Source organism: Novosphingobium sp. MD-1, from assembly GCF_001014975.1.
GTDB lineage: Bacteria > Pseudomonadota > Alphaproteobacteria > Sphingomonadales > Sphingomonadaceae > Novosphingobium.
The window spans coordinates 40,523-61,695 of record NZ_BBXA01000032.1 but is presented as its reverse complement, the minus strand read 5'-3'; the positions used below and the strand labels follow the sequence as shown (position 1 = coordinate 61,695).

Genomic DNA, 21,173 nt, shown 5'->3' with positions numbered 1-21,173 from the left:
ATGCGGGGCATGATTTCGTGGTATCCGGTGTGACGAAGGCAGCCATTGCCGGGGCCAAGGCCCGGTGCTAAAGCGCCGCGCCGTTCCGGTGTCCGATGGCGGACCGGCGGTTTGGGCCAAGGCCCGGGGGCACCGTTGCCATGAGTGATTCCGTGCTTGCGAACGGTTCGGACGAAAGCGCAGTTCCTTTATCCACTCTTCGCGATTCCGGCCACCAGACTCACCATCAGGGCAGCCTGCTCAAGATGGCGGTGGGCGCGATCGGTGTGGTGTTCGGGGATATCGGCACCAGCCCGCTCTACGCGCTGCGCGATACCTTCGCCGGCCACCACAAGCTGCCGCTCGACCAGCTGCACGTCTATGGCATCATCAGCCTGATGTTCTGGTCGATGATGATCATCGTGACGTTGAAGTACGTCAGCGTGATCATGCGCGCGGACAACAAGGGCGAGGGCGGAAGCCTGGCGCTGCTGGCGCTGATCAATCAGCACACCAGCGGCAACCGCTGGGGCAAGGGCATCATCCTGATGGGGGTGTTCGCCACCGCGCTGTTCTATGGCGATTCTATGATTACCCCAGCCGTTTCGGTGATGGGTGCGATCGAGGGTGTCGCGGTCTATCAGCCCGAAATGCACCGGCTGGTGGTGCCGATGGTCGTGGCCATCCTGATCTTCCTGTTCTTCATCCAGAGCCGGGGCACGGAACGCGTGGCGACCTTCTTCGGTCCGATCATGCTCGCCTATTTCACCACGATCTCGGTGCTGGGCGTGATCAGCATCATGGCCTTCCCGCACGTGATCACCGCGCTCAGCCCGCATCATGCGGTGATGATGTTCGCGGCGGACCCGTTCCGGGGCTTCCTGGCGATGGGTGCGGCGGTGCTCGCCGTGACGGGCGCGGAAGCGCTCTATGCCGATATGGGGCATTTCGGCCGCAACCCGATCCGGGTGTCGTGGCTGACGTTCGTGCTGCCGGCGCTGGTGCTGAACTATCTGGGCCAGGCCTCGCTGCTGATGCGCGATCCTTCCGCGCTGGAAAGCCCGTTCTATTTCCTCGCGCCCGAATGGTTCCAGTGGCCGTTGCTCGTCATCGCCTCGCTGGCGGCGGTGATCGCCTCGCAGGCGGTAATCTCGGGCGCGTTCTCGGTTACGCAGCAGGCGATCCAGCTCGGCTTCATCCCGCGCATGACGATCAAGCACACCAGCACGGCGGCGGGGCAGATCTATATCCCCGTCATCAACTGGGCGCTGATGGTCGCGGTGATCCTGCTGGTGCTGGTGTTCCAGCGTTCGTCGAACCTGACGGCGGCCTATGGCATCGCCGTGACCGGCGCGATGCTGATCGACAACGTGCTGCTGGCCGTGGTGCTGTTCAAGCTGTGGAACTGGAAGCCGGTGTTCGCGGTCGGCCTGCTGGCGCTGTTCTTCGTGATCGACGCGGGCTACCTCGGCGCGAATCTGACCAAGATCCCCGACGGCGGCTGGGTGCCGCTGCTGATGGGCGTCACCATCTTCACGCTGCTGACCACCTGGTCACGCGGGCGCGCGCTGATGCGGCAGAACATGGCGGAGGGATCGATCCCGCTGGAAGTATTCACCAAGTCCGCGCACGCCAGCGCGGCGCGGGTGCCGGGCACGGCGATCTTCATGGCCTCCACCGCATCGGGCGTGCCTTCGGCGCTGCTCCACAACATGAAGCACAACAAGGTGCTGCACGAGCGGGTGGTGATCCTGACCGTGCAGATCGAGGACGTGCCCTACGTGGATCAGGTGGAGCGATCGGCCTGCAAGGATTTCGGCAACGGGTTCTACCGCGTCAGCCTGCGCTTCGGCTTTCTGGAGGAAACCGACGTGCCGGCCACGCTCAAGACCGTGACGATGTGCGGCGAACCGTTCGACATGATGAAGACCAGCTTCTTCCTGTCGCGCCAGACGCTGATCGCGTCTGACAAGCCGGGCATGGCGATCTGGCGCGAAAAGCTGTTCGCGTGGATGTTGCGCAACGCGGCGAGTGCGATGGAGTTCTTCCGGCTGCCGACAAACCGCGTGGTGGAGCTGGGCAGCCAGCTCAAGATCTGACGGTCTCCCGCCCGTCGCGCGGACGGGAGACGCTTGTCAGGATAAACCGATCAATTGCTGTTTTCGGCCTTGGCCTTGAGCTTCGCGGCCTCTTCCTTGGCCTTGTCGCCGGCCTTGTTCAGCGCATCGGCGGCTTTCACGCCAGCCTTGTCCGCCTCGACACCGGCCTTGTCGGCGGCGGCGTCGGCCTTGTTGATCGCTTCGTCTGCCGCGTTGCGGACCGATTCCGCGCCCTCGCTGGCGGTTGCACTCATGTCCGAGGCGGCAGCAGCGATATCGTTCCCGGCTGACGTCGCGGCTTCCTGCGCGTTGTCCTGCGTCTTTTCCGAGCAGGCAGAAAGCGCGATGGCGGCTGCCGCTGCGGCCAGGGTGGTGAAGATGGGTTTGCGCATCAAAAAAGCTCCTCTCTGTCGCGTCACATCAAAGCGCGATGGCGCTTCGAGTTCCTGACGAACGTATCGTCCAACGGAAACGGGCGCGACTTTCCGGAGAAAGCCGCGCCCGTGCAAGCCTGGATGGCTCCGGTCAGCGTCGGAGTTACCCGAGGTTGGCGCTGACCATGCAGTAGAGCATCGGCAGCGACAGCAGCAGGTTTGTGCGGCTGGCGATCAGGGCGCGCGGTGCGGCGGCAGCCTTTTCCTCCGCGCTGGCTTCGACGATGCCGAGGATCTTCTTTTGCGCGGGCCAGATGATGAACCACACGTTGAACGCCATGATCAGCGCGAGGTCCATGCCCAGGCCGATCAGGTTTTCATGCAGGTTGAGCCCCTGGAAGATCAGCGCGCGGTGGACGTAGCCGGTGACGTAGGCGATCACCAGGCCGGTGACGACCGTCAGCAGCGCGGCCCAGCGGAAGAAGAAGAACACTTTCGGCGCGATGTGGCCGGTGATCGCGCCCTTCTGTTCGGCCGGAATCGACGGCATCGTCGGCACCTGCACGAAGTTCAGGTAATAGAGCAGGCCGATCCACAGAATGCCGAAGAACACGTGCAGCCAGCGGAACACGGAATTGACATCGACCGGCACTTCCGCGCCGAACCCCAGCATCACGGCGATGGCCGCGACAAGGCCGATCGCAAGCACCAGATGCAGGTTACCAAACAGCTTGGCCATGAAACTTTCCCCCAGTTTGCGCCCTTTGATCCGTTTACCCGGTTATCGCCGGAGGTGGGCTGACAACATTCTAGGGGGTGTGCGCAATTTGTCACACGTTTTTGTCGTGCGGCAGGGCGTCGGGCATTTGCGGCAAAGCGGCTTGACGGACTGAAGCGCTCAATCGTGTGGCGGGTTCTGTTCCACCTCGTCCGCCGCTTCCGCGCCCAGCCCGTGTTTCAGCAGCATGGGGATTTGCGCGAAGGTGAACAGGAACGACAGCGCGGTCACGCCCCACAGCTTGGCCTGAAGCCAGCCGTCGAAGCTGAGCGTGTGTCGCAACACTTCGTTCAGCGCGGCCAGGAACAGGAAGAAGAACGCCCAGTTGCGCGAAAGCTTCATCCAGCCCGCATCGTCCAGCCCGTCGAACGCGCTTTGCAGCAGCGTGCGCAGCATCGGCTTGCCCCGGACAAGGCCGGCGAAAAGCACGCCCGCGAACAGCAGGTAGATCGCGGTGGGCTTGATCTGAATCCAGAACGGATCGCCCAGCAGCACGGTCAGCGTGCCGAATCCCAGGATCAGCACGGTCGACAGCCACAGCATCGGCGAGATCCGGCCGAGCCGCCACTTCGACACGATCAGCGCCACGATCGTCGCCACCATGAACGCGACCGTACCCTTGGTGACGGCCACAACGGTGCCGATCCCGGCGTTGGCTTCCCTGGGGCTGAAATGCCGATAGGCGAGGAAGAACACCAGCAACGGGCCGTAATCTACCAGCAGATTGATCCACGAGGACTTGGGCTTGGCGCCGGGCTGTTGAGAGTCAGACATGGGAAACCTGCATCACGCTTTGGATCGTCATTGCGAGGAGCGTAGCGACGAAGCAATCTAGGGCCTCTCGTGCCGCACTCTGGATTGCTTCGCTTCGCTCGCAATGACGAAGGGGGAAAGGCAAGACGTTCACCGGAACACGCCCGCGATGACGCGGGCGACCAGATCGGGGTCGAACGGGCGCAGATCGTCGATCTTCTCGCCCACGCCGATGGCATGGATCGGCAGGCCATACTGTTCCGCCGCCGCCACCAGCACGCCGCCGCGCGCGGTGCCGTCCAGCTTGGTCATGATCAGGCCGGTCACGCCCGCCACTTCCTTGAAGATCTCGATCTGCTGGAGCGCGTTCTGGCCGTTGGTGGCATCGAGCACCAGCACCACGTCGTGCGGCGCGGCGGGGTTCAGGCGGCCGAGCACGCGACGGACCTTGGCCAATTCGTCCATCAGTTCGCGCTTGTTGTGGAGCCGTCCGGCGGTGTCGACGATCAGCGCGTCGATGCCCGTATCGGTCGCCGCCTTGACCGCGTCGAACACGATCGAGGCGGGGTCGCCGCCCTCGGGGCCGGTGACCACGGGCACGCCCAGCCGGTCCGCCCATACCTTGAGCTGGCCGATCGCGGCGGCGCGGAACGTGTCGCCCGCCGCCAGCATCACGCCATAGTCCTGTTCCTGGAACAGATGCGCCAGCTTGGCGATCGTGGTGGTCTTGCCCGATCCGTTGACGCCGATCACGAGGACGACGTGTGGGCGTGGGAAGGCGGTGATCTCCAGCGGCTTCGCTACCGGGCGCAGGATGGCGGCGATTTCCTCGGCCACGGCTTCGCGCAGCGCGGTTTCGTCGATCCCGCGTTCGAACTTTTCGTCCGCCAGCCGTTCGCGGATGCGCGCGGCGGCGCGCGGGCCAAGGTCGGACAGGATCAGCGCGTCCTCGATCTCGTCGAGCTGCGCGTCGTCCAGCCGGGTCTTGCCGACAATGCCGGTCAGGTTCTCGGTGAGGCGTTCCGAAGTCTTGCGAAACCCGCCGAGAAGCCTGTCGCTCCAGCTTCCGTTCTCCGGCTCGGGGCTCATGCCAGCATTCCTTCGATGATCCTTGTCGGCGTCAGGGTGACGATGGTGCCCGCGGCCGTGCCTTCGGGCAGGCGATAGGGCGCGAACTCGGGCGAATGCCCGGTGCCGTCGCGTTCGGCAAGCACTTCGCGCGGAAGGCCGACCAGCGATGCGAGCCAGCGCGCGCGTTCGGCCGCGACGGCGGCGCGGATTTCGGCTGCCCGCGCCCGGACCGTGGCCGGGGCGACCTGCGGCATCCGCGCGGCGGGCGTATCGGGGCGGGGGGAGTAGGGAAAGACATGGCCGTGGACGACGCCGCAATCGCGCACGATGGCCAGGTTGCCGGCGTGCATCGCTTCGGTCTCGGTGGGAAAGCCGGCGATCAGATCCGCACCGATGGCGATGTCCGGACGGGCAGCGCGCAGGGCATCGGTCAGCGCGACCGCCTGCGCCCGGCTGTGGCGGCGCTTCATCCGCTTGAGCACCATGTCATCGCCCGATTGCAGCGAGAGATGCACGTGCGGCATCACGCGGGCTTCGCCGGTGATGATCTCGAACAGCAGGCCGTCGATCTCCACCCCGTCGAGCGAGGACAGGCGCAGGCGCGGCAGGCTGGGGAAGGCATCGAGGATCGCACGCACCAGCACGCCCAGGCGCGGCGCATCAGGCAGTTCCGCGCCCCAGCCGGTCACGTCCACCCCGGTCAGCACGATCTCGTTGACGCCCAGCAGAAGGTGCCGTTCGATCACGCGCAGAACATCGGCGACGGGCGTGGACAGGCTGCGACCGCGCCCTTGCGGGATAATGCAGAAGGTGCAGGCGTGATCGCAGCCGGTCTGCACCGGCACGAAGGCGCGGGTATGGACTTCGCTCTGCCGCTGCCGGGAGGGCGCTTCTTCCCCATTCGGGTGCCAGACACGCGGATCGGCCTTGGCCGCGTTGGGCACCACCGCATCCACTTCGGGCATGGCGGAGAAGCTGTCCGGCTCGATCGTGGCGGCGCAGCCGGTAACCACCAGCCGTGCCTGCGGGTGGCTGCGGCGCAGACGGCGCACCGCCCGGCGCGACTGACGCACGGCTTCAGCGGTCACCGCGCAGGAATTGACCACGACCGTCGGCGTTCCGGCATCCGCGAGCATCGCCCGGATGCTTTCGCTTTCGGCGAGATTGAGCCGGCAACCCAGCGTCACCACGTCGGCCGGTGCGACCGTTGCGGTCATGCGGGGAAGTCCGTATCCTCGAAGCTGCCCTCGAAGCTCGTGGCGGCCGGGCCGGTCATCAGGATCGAGCCGCCTTCCGGCTGTTCCCCCTCCGGCCACGCGATCGTCAGCGGACCGCCGGGAAGCTCGACCGTTACCGTCTGCCCCGTCAGCTTGCGCCGGATCGCCGCGACGGCGGTGGCGCAGGCGCCGGTGCCGCAGGCGCGGGTCAGCCCTGCGCCGCGTTCCCACACGCGCAGGCGGATGCGGTCGGGGCCGATCAGGCTGGCGACATTGACGTTGACGCGTTCGGGAAACAGCGGGTCGTTCTCGATCAGCGGACCAAGCCGGGCAAGGTCCACCGCATCGGCATCGGGCACGAAGAAGATGACGTGGGGATTGCCGACGTTGACCGCGACGGGATCGGTCAGGTCTTCCCAGCCGACCGGCATCGTCAAGGTGTCCATGGCATAGGCGAGCGGGATGCGGTTCCAGTCGAAGCGGGGCGTGCCCATGTCGACCGCCACGCCATCGGCGCCAGCTTCCGAGCGGATCACGCCGGCCAGCGTCTCGATCCGCCGTTCGCCGCCGAGCAGCAGGCCCACCGCGCGGCTGGCGTTGCCGCAGGCTTCCACTTCGCCGCCGTCGTTATTGAAGATGCGCATCCGCACGTCGGCGACGGCGGAGGGCTCCAGCACGATCAACTGGTCGCAGCCCACGCCGGTGCGCCGGTCGGCCAGCGCGGCGGCGCGGCGGTCCGACATGGCCAGGGGAGTCTCGCGCGCGTCGATCACCACGAAATCGTTGCCAAGGCCGTGCATCTTGCGGAAGGGTATGCGCATGGCGGGCGATCTAGGGCGCGCGCGGGCTTAGCGCAATGCCATAGGGCATCCGCGATGGCGGTTCAGCTTGCCTTTTCGTCCAGGCAGCGCTAAGGGCATAGCGTCCCATCACCTCGAAGGGTGCTGGTACGGCTCAATAACGGCTCCAACAGGATGCCACACGCTGGTCGGCGAGGTTTCGCCCACCGGCGTTTTTCGCGTTACGCGGTTTTGCGTTGGCGATGTGGCGGACGGCGGGGCATGGCAACGGGAATACGGCGTGTTCGATAGTCTTTCAGACCGGCTTGGAGGCGTGTTCGATCGCCTGCGTGGCCGCGGCGCGCTCAAGGAGGACGATGTCCGGGCGGCCATGCGCGAAGTGCGCATCGCATTGCTCGAAGCCGACGTTGCGCTGCCCGTGGTGCGCCGTTTTGTCGACAAGGTTACCGAGGAGGCCGTTGGCCAGTCGGTGCTGAAGTCGGTCACGCCCGGCCAGCAGGTCGTCAAGATTGTCAACGACGCGCTGGTCGAGATGCTGGGATCGGAAACCGCCGATCTCGATCTTGTGGCGGCCCCGCCGGTTGTCATCATGATGGTCGGCCTGCAGGGTTCGGGCAAGACCACCAGCACTGCCAAGATCGGCAAGCTGCTCAAGGAAAAGCAGGGCAAGAAGGTCCTGATGGCCTCGCTCGACGTCAATCGTCCGGCGGCCCAGGAACAGCTCAAGGTGCTGGGCGAACAGGTTGGCGTCGCCACGCTGCCGATCATCGTTGGCCAGCAGCCCGTGGACATCGCCACGCGCGCGCTCCACGCGGCGAAGCTGCAGGCGGTGGACGTTCTCCTGCTCGATACCGCCGGCCGCCTCCACGTCGATGCCGCGCTGATGGACGAGATGAAGGCCGTCGCCGCCGTCTCCGCGCCGAAGGAAACGCTGCTCGTCGTTGACTCGCTGACCGGCCAGGACGCGGTCAACGTGGCGCAGAGCTTTGCCGGCGAAGTCGATCTGACCGGCGTGGTGCTGACCCGCATGGACGGTGATGCGCGCGGCGGCGCGGCGCTGTCGATGCGCGCGGTTACCGGCAAGCCGATCAAGTTCGCGGCCACGGGCGAAAAGCTCGATGCGATCGAGCCGTTCCACCCGCAGCGCGTTGCCGGCCGCATCCTGGGCATGGGCGATATCGTCTCGATCGTCGAAAAGGCGGCGGCGACGGTGCAGGCGGACGAGGCCGAACGGCTGGCCGCGCGCATGGCCAAGGGCCAGTTCGACATGAACGACCTGCGCACCCAGCTGCAGCAGATGCAGCGCATGGGCGGGCTTGGCGCGCTGGCAGGCATGATGCCCGGCATGAAGAAGGCCAAGCAGGCGATGGCGCAATCGGGCATGGACGACAAGGTGCTGCTGCGCATGGACGCGATCATCGGTTCGATGACGCCGACCGAGCGCACGCGGCCCGAACTGCTCAACGCCAAGCGCAAGATCCGCGTGGCCAAGGGTTCGGGCACACAGGTTCAGGACGTGAACAAGCTCCTGAAGATGCACATGGAAATGGCCAAGGCCATGAAGCAGATCAAGAAGATGGGCGGCCTCAAGGGGCTTGGCGCCCTGTTCGGCAAGGGCGGCCTTGGCGCCGCCATGCCGGGGCTGGACCAGCAGGCCGGGCCGGGCGGGCTCGGTGGCCTGGGTGGCGGCATGGGTGGTGCCGGCGGTCTGCCGGGGCTGGGCAACATGCCCGCCAACCTCGGCGATCTGCTGCGGAAGAAGTGATTTCGGAAATTTGCGTTCGAAGAGTTTCGAGGAAAGGTTGAAGTAATGTCTGTTTCTCTGCGTCTGTCGCGTGGTGGTTCCAAGAAGCGCCCGTATTACAAGGTCGTCGTCGCCAACAGCCGCGCCCCGCGCGATGGTGCCTATCTCGAGCAGGTCGGCACCTACAACCCGCTGCTGGCCAAGGACGACGCCAACCGCGTCCGTCTGGTCGAAGACCGCGTGCGCTACTGGCTGGGCGTCGGCGCGCAGCCGACCGATCGCGTAGCCCGCCTGCTCGACAAGGCCGGGATCAAGGAACGCGCCGCGACAAGCAACCTCAAGAAGGGTGAACCGGGCCAGAAGGCCAAGGATCGCGCCGAGGAAAAGGCCGAGAAGGCGCGTGAAGCCGCAGAGGCCGCTGAAGCCGCCGCCGCTGAAGCTGCTGCTCCGGCTCCCGTCGAGGAAGCTCCGGCTGAGGAAGCGCCCGCTGCCGAGGCTGCTGCCGAAGAGTCGACCGAGGCCTGATCTTGTCGGACAAGCCCGTTACGCTGGCCGCCGTGACCGGTGCGCACGGAGTGACGGGCGAAGTCCGTCTCAAGCTGTTCGGAGAAGGCGTGGTGGCGCTCAAGCGCTACCGCGCCTTCAACGCTTCCAGCCTGACGCTGGAAAAGCTGCGCGATGACGGCAAGGGCGGGGCGATCGCCCGCTTCGCCGAAGTGACCGACCGGACCGCCGCCGAACGGCTGCGCGGCACCGCGCTCACCGTGCCGCGCTCGGCCCTGCCGTCGCTGGCGGAGGGCGAGTACTATCACGCCGACCTGATCGGCCTTGCAGCCGTTTCCACCGATGGCGAATCGCTGGGCGAATGCATCGCGGTCGAAAACTACGGCGCGGGCGATGTGCTGGAAATCCGCCGGCCCGATGGAAAGCGCTTCATGGTGCCGATGCGCGCCGAAGCTGTGCCGGAATGGAACGAAACGCGGATGCTGATCGCTTCCGCCTATGCCGAGGCCTGATTTCGGCCCGGTCCGGCCGTTGTTTCGGTAACGTCGCCGTGGCGATCCGTATATGATCGACGCCATGGACTTCGCGCTGATCCTGTTCCTGATCCCTTTCGGTATCGCCGGCCGGGTGCTGGCGCAGAAGCTCGTTGTGCGCCGGCCTGAATGGGGCGACCTGCGCCTCGCGCTCCATGCCGCCCTGCCGGTTGCCGGTGTGATCTGGCTGGCGGCGATCGTACTGCTCATGGCGGGCGAGGATGACGTGGCGCTCGCGCTCGTCCTGCTGGGGTTGGCGGCCTATGGCCTTGCCGCCGCCACCGCGCATCTGGCCGTTCGCAAGTACCGCTATCGCGTGGCCGTGCTGGGTCCGGCGCGGGCTTTCCGGTAACACCCGCGCGCAATCCGCAAAAGGGTTGATGCGCCCGCTGGGCATTCGCACCCGTATCAGGCACGTTCCGCGCGCAATATTGGCAGGGCGGGAGGTTCCGATGCGGGCGATGACGATGATTCCGGCGATGGCGGTCGTGCTCGCGGCGTCACCGCTTCACGCCCAGAGCACGAGTCCCCAGAGCGCCACGCTCGATAGCATCGCGCCGCAGATCGAAGCGGGCTTCACCACGTTCATGGCGGAAAACCATGTGCCCGGTCTCGTCTATGGCGTGGTGCAGGGCGGCCATCTCGCACTGGTGAAGGGGGAAGGCGTGCAGGATCTCGCCGCGCGCCGCCCCGTCACGCCCGACAGCCTGTTCCGCATCGCCTCGATGACCAAGGCCTTCACCGCGCTGTCGATCCTCTCGCTGCGCGACAAGGGCCTGCTCGCGCTGGACGATCCGGCCGAAAAGTACGTGCCCGAGATGCGCGGCTGGACCTATCCCACCAGCGATTCCCCGAAAATCCGCGTGCGCGATCTGTTGCAGCACGTCGCTGGCTTCGTCACCGACGATCCCTGGGGCGATCGCCAGCAGGTGCTGAGCCAGGAGGATTTCACCGCGCTGCTCAAAACCGGCGTGCCCTTCACGCGCGAACCGCAGGCGCGGCACGAATATTCGAACCTCGGCTATGCCATTCTCGGCCGGATCGTCGCCAACGTGACGCACCAGCCCTATCGCCGCTATGTGGAGAAGACCTTCCTTGTCCCGCTGGGCATGACTTCGAGCGGCTATGACACGCCCGCCTCGCCGATCGAGCGGCGCGCTGTCGGCTATCGCTGGGAAAACGGCGTGTGGAGCGAGGAGCCGACGATGAAGGACGGCGCGTTCAATTCCATGGGCGGGTTGCAGGTCAGCGCCAACGACTATGCGAAGTGGATCGCTTTCCTCCTCTCCGGCTGGCCGGCGCGCGACGGGCCGGAAACAGGGCCGGTGCGCCGCGCGACCATCCGCGAACTGGCGCAGGGGCTGAACTTCGTCTCGATCGCCACCCGCCCCGGCAGCACCGGTGCCACCGCCTGCCCGCTGGCGCTCGCGTATGGCATGGGCTGGCGCGTGATGCAGGATTGCGACCTGGGCCTCACCATGAGCCATGGCGGCGGCTATCCGGGCTATGGCTCGCATGTCATGCTGATGCCCGAATACGGCACCGGCATTTTCGTGCTGACCAACCGCACCTACGCCGGCCCGACCGGCCCGGCATGGGATGCGGCGATGCTGATGCACAAGGCTGGCCTGCTCCACCGCCCGGAAATGCCTGTCTCTTCCGATCTCGCCAGCTTCTACGCTGCGGCGCAAGCCGTGTGGCAGGCGGGCACGGTGGCGCCGCTGAACGGGCGCGTGGCGATGAACTTCCCGATGGACCGCACCGCGGAAAACTGGACGAAAGTGCTGGGTGAACTGAAAGCGCAGGCCGGCACGTGCGACACCGCCGCGCCGGTTACGCCGACCGGCCGCATGACCGGCACTTTCCGCTGGACTTGCGGCAAGGGGAGCGTCAACGGACAGATCGTCCTCGCGCCGACGCGCCCGATAACGATCCAGGCGTTGCGGTTCACGTTCGAGGGTGCCGTTCCCTGATCTCTGCCAAGAAGCCCGAATGACCTTCGCCGCCACTGTCCTCACGCTCTATCCTGAAATGTTTCCCGGCCCGCTCGGCGTCAGTCTGGCGGGGCGGGCGTTGCGCGAGGGGACGTGGGCGCTCGATGCCGTGCAGATCCGCGATTTCGCGATCGACAAGCACCGGACCGTCGATGATACGCCCGCTGGCGGCGGGGCCGGCATGGTGCTGCGGGTGGACGTGTTGGCGGCGGCGGTCGATCATGCGCTGGCGGCGCATCCCGGATGCCCGGTCGTTGCCATGACACCGCGCGGCAAGCCGTTGACGCAGGAGCGCGTGCGAGAACTGGCGGCCGGTCCCGGCGTGATCGTGCTGTGCGGCCGGTTCGAGGGTTTCGACGAGCGCATCTTCGCGGGCCGGCAGGTCGAGGAAGTCTCGGTGGGCGATATCGTGCTGTCCGGCGGCGAATGCGCCGCCCTTATGCTGCTCGACGCTTGCATTCGGCTGCTTCCCGGCGTAATGGGCGCGCCTTCAAGCGGGCAGGAGGAGTCGTTCGAGAACGGTCTCCTCGAATACCCGCACTATACCCGACCCGTCGAATGGGAAGGGCGCACGATCCCTGAAGTGCTGCGATCGGGGGATCATGCGAAAATCGCGGAATGGCGGAAACGCCGTTCGGAAGACGATACCCGGTCACGCAGGCCGGACCTTTGGGAGCGCCACGTCGGTGCTCGGGTCCAGTCTGCCTCTGGCGCGCAGCGTGAAGTGCAGGACGATTGAAAAATGAACCTGATTCAGCAGCTTGAAGCTGAAGCCATCGCCGATTTCAAGGCGAAGAAGGATATTCCGGATTTCCGCGCGGGCGATACCGTGCGCGTGGGCGTGCGCGTCGTTGAAGGCGACCGCACCCGCGTCCAGGCTTACGAAGGCGTGTGCATCGCGCGCTCGAACCGTGGCCTTGGCTCGAACTTCACCGTGCGCAAGATCTCGTTCGGCGAAGGCGTGGAGCGCGTGTTCCCGCTCTACTCGCCCAACATTGATTCGATTACCGTGGTGCGCCGTGGTGTCGTGCGTCGTGCGAAGCTCTACTATCTTCGTGGCCGCACCGGCAAATCGGCGCGTATTGCCGAGCGCAAGGTCGTCAAGACCGGCCAGGAGGGCTGAAAGCCCAACGCCCAAGACACGGAAATTGTGTAGAAAGGCGTCCTGGCACCACCGCCAGGGCGCCTTTTTTGCTGTCTGCGCGCCGTTTTCGCCGGTTCTCCCCATCCGCTGCCCTTTCCCAGAGAGGTTCGTGACCTTGCCATGCTTCGCTTCCGACACCTCCTTGCCGCATCGGCGCTCTGCGCCCTTCTGCCCCTCGCTTCTGCTCACGCCGGAGAACCGCCGGTGACCGCCACCGCGCAGGCCGCGCCCGCGCTCACGCTGGAGCGCGTCTTCGCCAGTCCCTCGCTCAACGGGCCGGCACCGCGCGGGGTCAAGCTCTCGCCCGATGGCGCGTACCTCACGCTGCTGCGCAACCGTGCCGACGATCGCGAGCGCTATGACCTGTGGGGCTTCGAGCGGAAGACGGGCAAGTGGCGGATGCTGGTGGATTCGCTCAAGCTGTCGTCAGGCAAGGAACTGTCCGAGGCCGAGAAGATGCAGCGCGAACGGCAGCGGATCGGCGATCTGAAGGGCATCGTCAGCTACGAATGGGCGCCCGACGGCAAGGCCGTGCTGGTGCCGCTCGATGGCGACCTGTTCCTGGCCGGGCTGGACGGTAGCGTCCAGCGCATTCCCGGAACGCAGGGGGGCGAACTCAACCCCAAGCTGGGGCCGAAGGGCGATCGCATCGCCTATGTGCGCGATCGCCGGCTGTGGGTCGGCCCGGTAGCAGGGCAGGGCGCACCCATCGCGGTAACGCCCACGGAAAGCGCCGAGACCGTCCACTGGGGCGAGGCTGAGTTCGTGGCGCAGGAAGAAATGTCGCGCTTTGCGGGCTTCTGGTGGTCGCCCGACGAAAGCCGCCTGGCGGTCGAGCGGTTCGACGAGGCCAAGGTGGGCGTCGTCACCCGCGCGGCAATCGGCGCGGAGGGCACCAAGACCTTCGACCAGCGCTATCCGGCCGCCGGCACGCCCAACGCCGAGGTTTCGCTGTGGATCATGGCGCCGGGCGGCAGCGGCCGCGTCGCGGTGGACCTTGGTGCGGGCGATCCGGGCGCTGAAAAGGACATCTACCTGGCTCGCGTGGACTGGGCACCCGACGGCAAGACGCTCTACGTCCAGCGCGAAAACCGCGCGCAGACCCGGCTCGACATGCTGGCGGTCGATCCCGCCACGGGCAAGGCGCGGGTGCTGTTCAGCGAACAGGCCGCCGAACGCAGCTGGATCAACCTGTCGGACAGCTATCGCTTTCTGGCGGACGGCAGCCTCATCTGGTGGTCCGAACGCGATGGCTTCGGCCATCTCTACCGCTTCCGGCCCGACCATTATCCGGACAGCCAGTGGCAGCAGCTCACGCAGGGCGACTGGGTGGTGACTGGCCTTGTCGGCGTGGACCAGAAGGCCGGCCGCGTGTTCTTCACCGGTACGAAGGACGGCGTGCTGACGCAGCAGGTCTATGCGCTCGATCTCGCGGCGCCGTCGAAGATCGTGCGCCTGACCGATCCCGGTTTCGACAACGCCGCGACGATGGACAAGCGCGGCCAGACGCTGATGGTCACGCGCAATGCCGATGCGCAGCCGCCGCAGTCCTACCTTGCTGACGCCGCCGGCAAGCGCATCGCGTGGATCGAGGAGAACCGCGTGGAGGGATCGCACCCTTACGCGCCCTATCTCGCCAGCCATCGCCCGGCGACCTTCGGCACGATCCCGGCCGCCGATGGCACTCCGCTGCACTGGATGATGATCACGCCGCCGTTGGAGCCTGGGCGCAAGTATCCGGTCTTCACCTTCCACTATGGCGGCCCGCACGCGCAGGTGGTGCACAAGGGCTGGCAGGGCGCGCTGGCGCAGGCGATCGTCGACAAGGGCTATATCTATTTCGCGATCGACAACCGCGGATCGGCCAATCGCGGGGTGAAGTTCGAAAGCACACTCTACCGCGCGATGGGCTCGGTCGAGGTGCAGGACCAGCTTGCCGGGGCGAATTACCTCAAGGCGCTGGATTTCGTGGACCCGAAGCGGATCGCCACGTTCGGCTGGTCCTATGGCGGCTATATGTCGATCAAGATGCTGCAGGCCGACCCCGGCGCCTATGCGGCGGCCATCGCCGTGGCTCCGGTCACCAAGTGGGAACTCTATGACACCCACTATACCGAACGCTACCTGGGCGACCCGAAGCGCGAACCGCAGGTCTATGCCACGTCGAACGCGCTGGCCGATACCGGCCGCATCCGCGATCCGCTGCTGCTGATCCACGGCATGGCGGACGACAACGTGGTGTTCGAGAACTCCTCCGCGTTCATTGCCAAGATGCAGGCGGAGGCGATGCCTTTCGAAATGATGCTCTACCCCGGTTATACCCACCGCATCAGTGGGCCGAAGGTGAGCCAGCATCTCTATGAGACGGTTTTCCGTTTCCTCGATCGCAACGGCGTCGGACCGGCGCCGCTCGTGGCCGAGAAATAGGAATTTGGGTGGCCGGAAGGCCAATTCGCTTGGCTGGTCGGAACCAGCCGCTATGGACGGCCCGCGTCATGCGATGCGCGGCACTGGAAGGGAAGTGACATGGGTTACCGGGTTGTAGTTGTCGGCGCGACGGGGAACGTGGGCCGCGAGATGCTCAACATCCTTGCCGAGCGCGCGTTTCCGATCGACGAGATCGCCGCTGTCGCCTCGCCGCGTTCGCAGGGCACCGAGATCGAGTTCGGCGAGACCGGGCAGAAGCTCAAGGTCCAGAACATCGAGCATTTCGATTTCACCGGCTGGGACATCGCGCTGTTCGCCGCCGGTTCCGGCCCGACCAAGATCTATGCGCCCAAGGCCGCTTCGCAGGGCTGCGTGGTGATCGACAACTCGTCGCTCTACCGCATGGACCCGGACGTGCCGCTGATCGTGCCCGAAGTGAACCCCGATGCGATCGACGGCTATACCCGGCGCAACATCATCGCGAACCCCAATTGCTCGACCGCGCAGATGGTCGTTGCGCTCAAGCCGCTGCACGATGCGGCGAAGATCAAGCGCGTGGTCGTCTCGACCTACCAGTCCGTGTCCGGCGCGGGCAAGGAAGGCATGGACGAGCTGTTCGAACAGAGCCGCGCGATCTTCGTCGGCGATCCGGTGGAACCGAAGAAGTTCACCAAGCAGATCGCGTTCAACGTGATCCCGCACATCGACGTGTTCCTGGACGATGGATCGACCAAGGAAGAATGGAAGATGGTCGCCGAAACCAAGAAGATCCTCGATCCGAAGGTCAAGGTCGTCGCCACTTGCGTTCGCGTGCCGGTGTTCATCGGCCACTCGGAAGCGGTGCACCTGGAGTTCGAGGAAGAAATCTCCGCCGAACAGGCCCAGTCGATCCTGCGCGAGGCGCCGGGCGTCATGCTCGTCGATAAGCGCGAGGACGGCGGATACGTGACGCCGATCGAATGCGTGGGCGATTACGCCACGTTCGTGTCGCGCGTGCGCGAGGATTCCACGGTCGATAACGGCCTGGCGCTGTGGTGCGTTTCCGACAACCTGCGCAAGGGCGCGGCGCTTAACGCGGTGCAGATCGCGGAACTGCTGGGCCGCCGTCACCTCAAGAAGGGGTAAGCCGGCAATTCTTCCCCGGTTGCGGGAAGAATTCGGCATTCTCGATGTCATAATATTTGCGCGACAGCCGCCCTCTCCCTAGGATCGCCTCTGATCCTTGGGAGAGGGCACCTGCGCCATGACGCTTTCCGCTGACGTTTTCTGGTCTTTCCGCAGCCCGTACAGCTACCTTGCCACGCGCCGCTATCGCGCGCTGACGGACGAGTACGATCTCGCCATCAATCTGCGCCCGGTCTATCCGCTGGCGATCCGGCAGCCTGATTTCTTCGAGCGCAACCATCCCGGCTGGCTGCGCTATCTGTTCGTGGATGTGGCGCGGCTGGCGCAGTTCCACGGCATTCCCTTCGTTCCGCCGCGCCCCGATCCGATCGTGCAGGACATCGCCACGCGGCGCATCGCGGACGAGCAGCCCTATATCTTCCGACTGACGCGCATGGGGCAGGCGGCATCGCGGCGCGGCAAGTCACTGGCCTTCGCCGATGAAGTCTCGCGCCTGATCTGGGGCGGTACGCAGGGCTGGCACGAAGGCGATCACCTTGCTGGCGCCGCCGCTCGCGCCGGGCTGGACTTCGCCGAACTCGAAGCCGAAGCCGTGAGCGACGCGGAACGGCTCGACGCCGAACTCGCTGCCAACCAGGAAGCGCTGGAAGCCGCCGGGCACTGGGGCGTGCCGACGCTGGTCTTTGACGGCGAACCCTTCTTCGGGCAGGACCGCATCGACCTTGCGGTGTGGCGCATGGAACAGAAGGGGCTGGTTCCTAGTGGATGACGAGAAACCCCGGTGGATGCTCTCAAGGCGGCTGATGCGCAAATTGAGGACGTCCAAAACGAGTGCCTTCGCAGCAATTGCCGTTTTGCTGATCGTGGGCCTCGTGCTGCTGCTGGTTCCAATGACGTCCGACCTAGTGCGACGCAGGGAGCTTCCAGGGTCATCCACCATATCACAGCCCGTCGAGAACACGCGGTTGATCGGTGAGGTGGTGCATGCGGGAAACAGGCCGCTCACGTTATATTATCTTGATGTACCAGGCGGAGGGCGCCGGGCGTTGAGGCTGGTGGACATGCGCTCCGGCGAGGTTTTCCGGCCATTCAAGGACGATCAGCGCATCCTGAGCGGATTTACCTTGCTGTCTGAGGCGGAGGGCGCCGATGCGGAAGGCTACATTGCAATTGCGCGCAATGGCGGAACGGATGAGCGCCCGTTGTTCGATGTGGTGGGATGCCGCTTTTCGGATGTTAAGTTCTTCACGCTTGCGCGTGGCGTTGTGGCAATGGACGCGCCTCAGGCGGTGGCGGGCGTGGGCGTATCGATGGTACTCGCGAAGCCGGACGGCAAATCGAGGTTCGTGATTGCCGATTGGGCACGGGGCGTCATTTCCATCGAAAGGCCGCTCGATCTCCCAGCCCCCCTTGATGCGGAAGGCACGAGGCAGGCCGCCCCCGTCCATAGCTAAATGTAGGGAGTGACTCTGGTTTAAGCGTTGCCCCTTCGCTATCCTCTCGCTCATGCTGACCACCATGACCGGCGGCTGCCAGTGCGGCCGCATTCGCTATGCCGTGCGGCTGGACAACCACGAGGCCTATCTCTGCCATTGCCGCATGTGCCAGAAGGCGACCGGCGGGGTGGCGGCGGCCTTCGTGCAGGTGGCGCGCGACGCCGTGGCCTGGGAGCGCGAGCCCGACTGGTATGCCTCGTCCGCGATCGCGCGGCGTCCGTTCTGTTCGGCTTGCGGCACGCCGCTGGGCTTTGCCTTCCTCGATGGCGCCGGCAAGATGGACATTACCGTCGGCAGTTTCGACGATCCTTCGATCTTCCGGCCGGTATCGCATGCCGGCGCGGAAAGCCTGCACGAGGCATGGCTGGACACGCGCGCGCTTCCCCGCCATCGCAGCGACCAGACGCCGAGCGTGGCCGACCGCTGGAAGGCCGCCGGACTGGAGGTTCCCGAATGACCGAGCTGACCACCGAATTCTTCGCCGGCCACGGCGGTGCGCAACTCGCGCTGCACCGGATGGGGAAGGGCAGGCCGGTCGTGCTGCTGCACGGGTTGTTCTCCTCGGCGGCGATCAACTGGGTCAAGTTCGGCACCGCCGCGCAGCTTGTCGCCGCCGGGTTCGAATGCCTGATGCCCGATCTGCGCGCGCATGGCGAAAGTGCCGCGCCCCACGATCCGACTTCCTATCCGGCGGACGTGCTCGCGCTCGATGCCATGGCGCTGGTGCGGCATCTGGGGCTCACCGATTTCGACCTGTGCGGGTTCTCGCTGGGGTCGCGCACCTCGGCGCGGGCGGTGCTGGGCGGGCTTTCCCCGCGCCGGCTGGTGCTGGCGGGCATGGGGCTGGAAGGGCTGGCCGGATGGAAGGGCCGGCGCGATTTCTTTATCGACGTGATCGATCGCTTCGGCACGATCCGGCCCGGCGATCCCGCCTATGTCTCGCAGCAGTTCATGAAGACGATGAACGTCGATCGCGTCGCCGCGCGGCTGCTGCTGGGCTCGATGGCGGATACCGCGCCGGAGGATCTTGCCGGCGTGACCATGCCCGTGCTGGTGTTGTGCGGCGACAAGGACAACGACAACGGCTCGGCCGACCGGCTGGCCGCCGCGCTGCCCGATGCGCGCCGCGCGACCATTCCCGGCACGCACATGAGCAGTGTGACCGTGCCCGAAATGGGGGCGGAGATCGTTTCGTTTCTTACCAGTCCGACTTGACCCCGGCGTTCGGAGGCTTAACCACGGAGGCATGACAAGCGCCCGCATCGCGCGGCGCTGGCAATGTCCTCAGGGAGCCCCCGTCCATGAAATCGCTGTCTTCCGTTCTTGCGCTGGCCGTCGCGGGTCTTTCCGTGACGGGCCTTGCCGCGCCCGCTTGCGCGCAGGATGCTGCCGCCACTCCCGCCACGGTGAAGACGTGGCTGTCCCAGGCGGAAAAGGACTATTTCGACCAGTCCATCCGCACCAACCGCACCGAGTGGGTCTATCAGACCAACATAACCTACGATACCGCCGAGCTTACGTCCGCTGGCAACGCGGCGCTGACGAAGCTTCAGGTCGATCAGGCCAAGCAGGCGGCGATCCTCGCCAAGGTGCCAGGCCTTGCGCCCGACGTCGCGCGCAAGCTGCTGGTCATTCGCACCCAGATCACCACGCCGGCGCCCACCACCCCCGGCGCGGCCGAGGAATTCGCCGCGCTGCAGGCCCGCGTCCAGGGCATCTACGGCAAGGGCCATGGCACGCTGAATGGCGAGCCCGTCAATGGTAGCGACATCGAGGAAGCGATGGGCACCACGCGCGATCCGGCGAAGCTCAAGGAAATGTGGGTAAGCTGGCACGATACGGTCGGCACGCCGATGAAGGCCGACTACGTGCGCATGGTCGATATCGCCAACGCTGGCGCGCGCGAACTTGGCTTTGCCGATACCGGCGCGCTGTGGCGCTCGAACTACGATATGGACCCCGATGCCTTCGCGGCGCTGACCGAGAAGATCTGGGGCGAGGTCCAGCCGCTTTACCGGCAGTTGCACTGCTATGTCCGCACCAAGCTCAACGAGAAGTACGGCGATGCCGTGCAGCCCAGGACCGGCCCGATCCGCGCCGACCTGCTGGGCAACATGTGGGCGCAGGAATGGGGCAACATCTATGATATCGTCGCTCCCGCCGGGGCGGGGGATCTTGGCTACGACGTCACCGATCTGCTGGCAGCGAAGGGCTACGATCCGCTCAAGATGGTGAAGGCGGGCGAGGGCTTCTATTCCTCGCTGGGCCTGGCGCAATTGCCCGAAACCTTCTGGCAGCGTTCGCAGTTCGTGAAGCCGCGTGATCGCGAGGTGGTGTGCCACGCTTCGGCCTGGGACGTGGACAACAAGGACGATCTGCGCATCAAGATGTGCATCAAGGTGAACGGCGACGATTTCGGCGTCATCCACCATGAACTTGGTCACAACTACTATCAGCGCGCCTACAACGGGCAGGACCCGCTTTACCTGAATGGCGCCAACGACGGTTTCCACGAAGCGATTGGCGATTTCGTGGCGCTCTCGATCACGCCCGAATATCTCGTGCAGATCGGCCTGCTCGATCGCGCGAAGGTGCCGGGGCCGGAAAAGGACACCGGCCTGCTGCTGCGCCAGGCGATGGACAAGGTGGCGTTCCTGCCCTTCGGCCTGCTGATCGATCGCTGGCGCTGGAACGTGTTCAACGGCACGATCAAGCCCGCGCAGTATGAAACGGCCTGGAACGACATGCGCCTGAAGTATCAGGGCATCGTGCCGCCCGCGCCGCGCAGCGCCGATGCCTTCGATCCGGGCGCGAAGTATCACATCCCCGCCGTGGTGCCCTATACGCGCTATTTCCTGGCGCGGGTGTTGCAGTTCCAGTTCTTCGAGGCGGCGTGCAAGCAGGCCGGCTGGAAGGGGCCGCTGCACCGGTGCAGCTTCTATGGCAACAAGGCGGTGGGCCAGAAGCTCAATGCGATGCTCACGATGGGCGCATCCAAGCCCTGGCCCGATGCGCTGGAAGCCTTCACCGGCAGCCGCGAGATGAGCGGCGCCTCGATGGTGCGCTATTTCGCGCCGCTTTCGCGCTGGCTGGAGCAGCAGAACCGCGGCAAGGACTGCGGCTGGTAGGGCCTGT

General features: G+C 65.7%; 21 protein-coding genes. 15 read left to right on the top strand and 6 right to left on the bottom strand.

Going from position 1 to position 21,173, the window contains the following annotated elements; genetic code table 11:
* Nucleotides 1-140 precede the first annotated feature (140 nt).
* Nucleotides 141-2,078 (top strand): potassium transporter Kup, encoded by a 1,938-nt coding sequence (locus tag NMD1_RS17315; protein WP_125955943.1) that lies wholly within the window; start codon nucleotides 141-143, stop codon nucleotides 2,076-2,078.
* Nucleotides 2,079-2,128: 50 nt separating this feature from the next.
* Here the strand turns inward: NMD1_RS17315 and NMD1_RS17310 are convergent, their stop codons facing one another.
* The 6 genes from NMD1_RS17310 to dapF all read right to left on the bottom strand — a co-directional run bounded on the left by NMD1_RS17310 (nucleotide 2,129) and on the right by dapF (nucleotide 7,092).
* Nucleotides 2,129-2,470, bottom strand: a complete 342-nt coding sequence (locus tag NMD1_RS17310; RefSeq protein WP_125955941.1) for an entericidin EcnAB — start codon at nucleotides 2,468-2,470, stop codon at nucleotides 2,129-2,131.
* A gap of 145 nt (nucleotides 2,471-2,615) precedes the next feature.
* A complete protein-coding gene (locus NMD1_RS17305) occupies nucleotides 2,616-3,191 on the bottom strand; it encodes a urate hydroxylase PuuD (protein ID WP_124808720.1) in 576 nt (191 codons plus the stop codon).
* 159 nt (nucleotides 3,192-3,350) lie between these two features.
* Nucleotides 3,351-4,004 carry an inner membrane-spanning protein YciB gene (locus NMD1_RS17300; protein WP_125955938.1) on the bottom strand — a complete coding sequence of 218 codons (654 nt, stop codon included), beginning with the start codon at nucleotides 4,002-4,004 and terminating at the stop codon, nucleotides 3,351-3,353.
* 129 nt (nucleotides 4,005-4,133) lie between these two features.
* Nucleotides 4,134-5,072, bottom strand: a complete 939-nt coding sequence (gene ftsY / locus NMD1_RS17295; protein WP_124808718.1) for a signal recognition particle-docking protein FtsY — start codon at nucleotides 5,070-5,072, stop codon at nucleotides 4,134-4,136.
* Complete coding sequence (locus NMD1_RS17290) at nucleotides 5,069-6,271, bottom strand: MiaB/RimO family radical SAM methylthiotransferase (RefSeq protein WP_125955936.1); 1,203 nt, start codon at nucleotides 6,269-6,271, stop codon at nucleotides 5,069-5,071. The genes ftsY and NMD1_RS17290 overlap by 4 nt, the downstream gene beginning before the upstream one ends.
* Entirely contained in the window at nucleotides 6,268-7,092 is an 825-nt protein-coding gene (gene dapF / locus NMD1_RS17285) for a diaminopimelate epimerase (RefSeq protein ID WP_125955933.1), read from the bottom strand. The genes NMD1_RS17290 and dapF overlap by 4 nt, the downstream gene beginning before the upstream one ends.
* Before the next feature lie 259 nt (nucleotides 7,093-7,351).
* Here dapF and ffh point away from each other — a divergent pair, with 259 nt between their 5' ends.
* The 14 genes from ffh to NMD1_RS17215 all read left to right on the top strand — a co-directional run bounded on the left by ffh (nucleotide 7,352) and on the right by NMD1_RS17215 (nucleotide 21,166).
* The gene (gene ffh, locus NMD1_RS17280; RefSeq protein WP_125955931.1) at nucleotides 7,352-8,836 is read left to right on the top strand and encodes a signal recognition particle protein; all 1,485 of its coding nucleotides are present in this window, start codon (nucleotides 7,352-7,354) and stop codon (nucleotides 8,834-8,836) included.
* A gap of 45 nt (nucleotides 8,837-8,881) precedes the next feature.
* A complete protein-coding gene (gene rpsP, locus NMD1_RS17275; protein ID WP_124808714.1) occupies nucleotides 8,882-9,340 on the top strand; it encodes a 30S ribosomal protein S16 in 459 nt (152 codons plus the stop codon).
* Nucleotides 9,341-9,342: 2 nt separating this feature from the next.
* Nucleotides 9,343-9,831 (top strand): ribosome maturation factor RimM, encoded by a 489-nt coding sequence (gene rimM / locus NMD1_RS17270; RefSeq protein WP_370385485.1) that lies wholly within the window; start codon nucleotides 9,343-9,345, stop codon nucleotides 9,829-9,831.
* A gap of 52 nt (nucleotides 9,832-9,883) precedes the next feature.
* Entirely contained in the window at nucleotides 9,884-10,204 is a 321-nt protein-coding gene (locus tag NMD1_RS17265) for a hypothetical protein (protein WP_125955928.1), read from the top strand.
* A 109-nt stretch (nucleotides 10,205-10,313) separates the two neighbouring features.
* Nucleotides 10,314-11,825 carry a serine hydrolase gene (locus NMD1_RS17260; RefSeq protein ID WP_307546763.1) on the top strand — a complete coding sequence of 504 codons (1,512 nt, stop codon included), beginning with the start codon at nucleotides 10,314-10,316 and terminating at the stop codon, nucleotides 11,823-11,825.
* 19 nt (nucleotides 11,826-11,844) lie between these two features.
* Nucleotides 11,845-12,585, top strand: a complete 741-nt coding sequence (gene trmD / locus NMD1_RS17255; protein WP_124808711.1) for a tRNA (guanosine(37)-N1)-methyltransferase TrmD — start codon at nucleotides 11,845-11,847, stop codon at nucleotides 12,583-12,585.
* A 3-nt stretch (nucleotides 12,586-12,588) separates the two neighbouring features.
* Nucleotides 12,589-12,969: a 50S ribosomal protein L19 gene (rplS, locus tag NMD1_RS17250; protein ID WP_124808710.1), complete on the top strand. Its 381-nt coding sequence runs from the start codon at nucleotides 12,589-12,591 to the stop codon at nucleotides 12,967-12,969.
* A 141-nt stretch (nucleotides 12,970-13,110) separates the two neighbouring features.
* On the top strand, nucleotides 13,111-15,417 hold the full coding sequence (locus NMD1_RS17245; protein ID WP_125955926.1) for a S9 family peptidase: 2,307 nt from the start codon (nucleotides 13,111-13,113) through the stop codon (nucleotides 15,415-15,417).
* A gap of 99 nt (nucleotides 15,418-15,516) precedes the next feature.
* The gene (locus NMD1_RS17240; RefSeq protein ID WP_124808708.1) at nucleotides 15,517-16,542 is read left to right on the top strand and encodes an aspartate-semialdehyde dehydrogenase; all 1,026 of its coding nucleotides are present in this window, start codon (nucleotides 15,517-15,519) and stop codon (nucleotides 16,540-16,542) included.
* Nucleotides 16,543-16,660: 118 nt separating this feature from the next.
* Nucleotides 16,661-17,311 (top strand): 2-hydroxychromene-2-carboxylate isomerase, encoded by a 651-nt coding sequence (locus tag NMD1_RS17235; RefSeq protein WP_125955923.1) that lies wholly within the window; start codon nucleotides 16,661-16,663, stop codon nucleotides 17,309-17,311.
* Nucleotides 17,304-17,996, top strand: coding sequence for a hypothetical protein (locus NMD1_RS17230; RefSeq protein WP_125955921.1), 693 nt, complete (start codon nucleotides 17,304-17,306; stop codon nucleotides 17,994-17,996). The genes NMD1_RS17235 and NMD1_RS17230 overlap by 8 nt, the downstream gene beginning before the upstream one ends.
* Before the next feature lie 52 nt (nucleotides 17,997-18,048).
* Nucleotides 18,049-18,495 carry a GFA family protein gene (locus tag NMD1_RS17225; RefSeq protein WP_125955919.1) on the top strand — a complete coding sequence of 149 codons (447 nt, stop codon included), beginning with the start codon at nucleotides 18,049-18,051 and terminating at the stop codon, nucleotides 18,493-18,495.
* A complete protein-coding gene (locus tag NMD1_RS17220) occupies nucleotides 18,492-19,253 on the top strand; it encodes an alpha/beta fold hydrolase (protein ID WP_125955916.1) in 762 nt (253 codons plus the stop codon). Before NMD1_RS17225 ends, NMD1_RS17220 begins: the two co-directional genes overlap by 4 nt.
* An 86-nt stretch (nucleotides 19,254-19,339) precedes the next feature.
* Nucleotides 19,340-21,166 carry a M2 family metallopeptidase gene (locus NMD1_RS17215; protein ID WP_124808703.1) on the top strand — a complete coding sequence of 609 codons (1,827 nt, stop codon included), beginning with the start codon at nucleotides 19,340-19,342 and terminating at the stop codon, nucleotides 21,164-21,166.
* Nucleotides 21,167-21,173 lie beyond the last annotated feature (7 nt).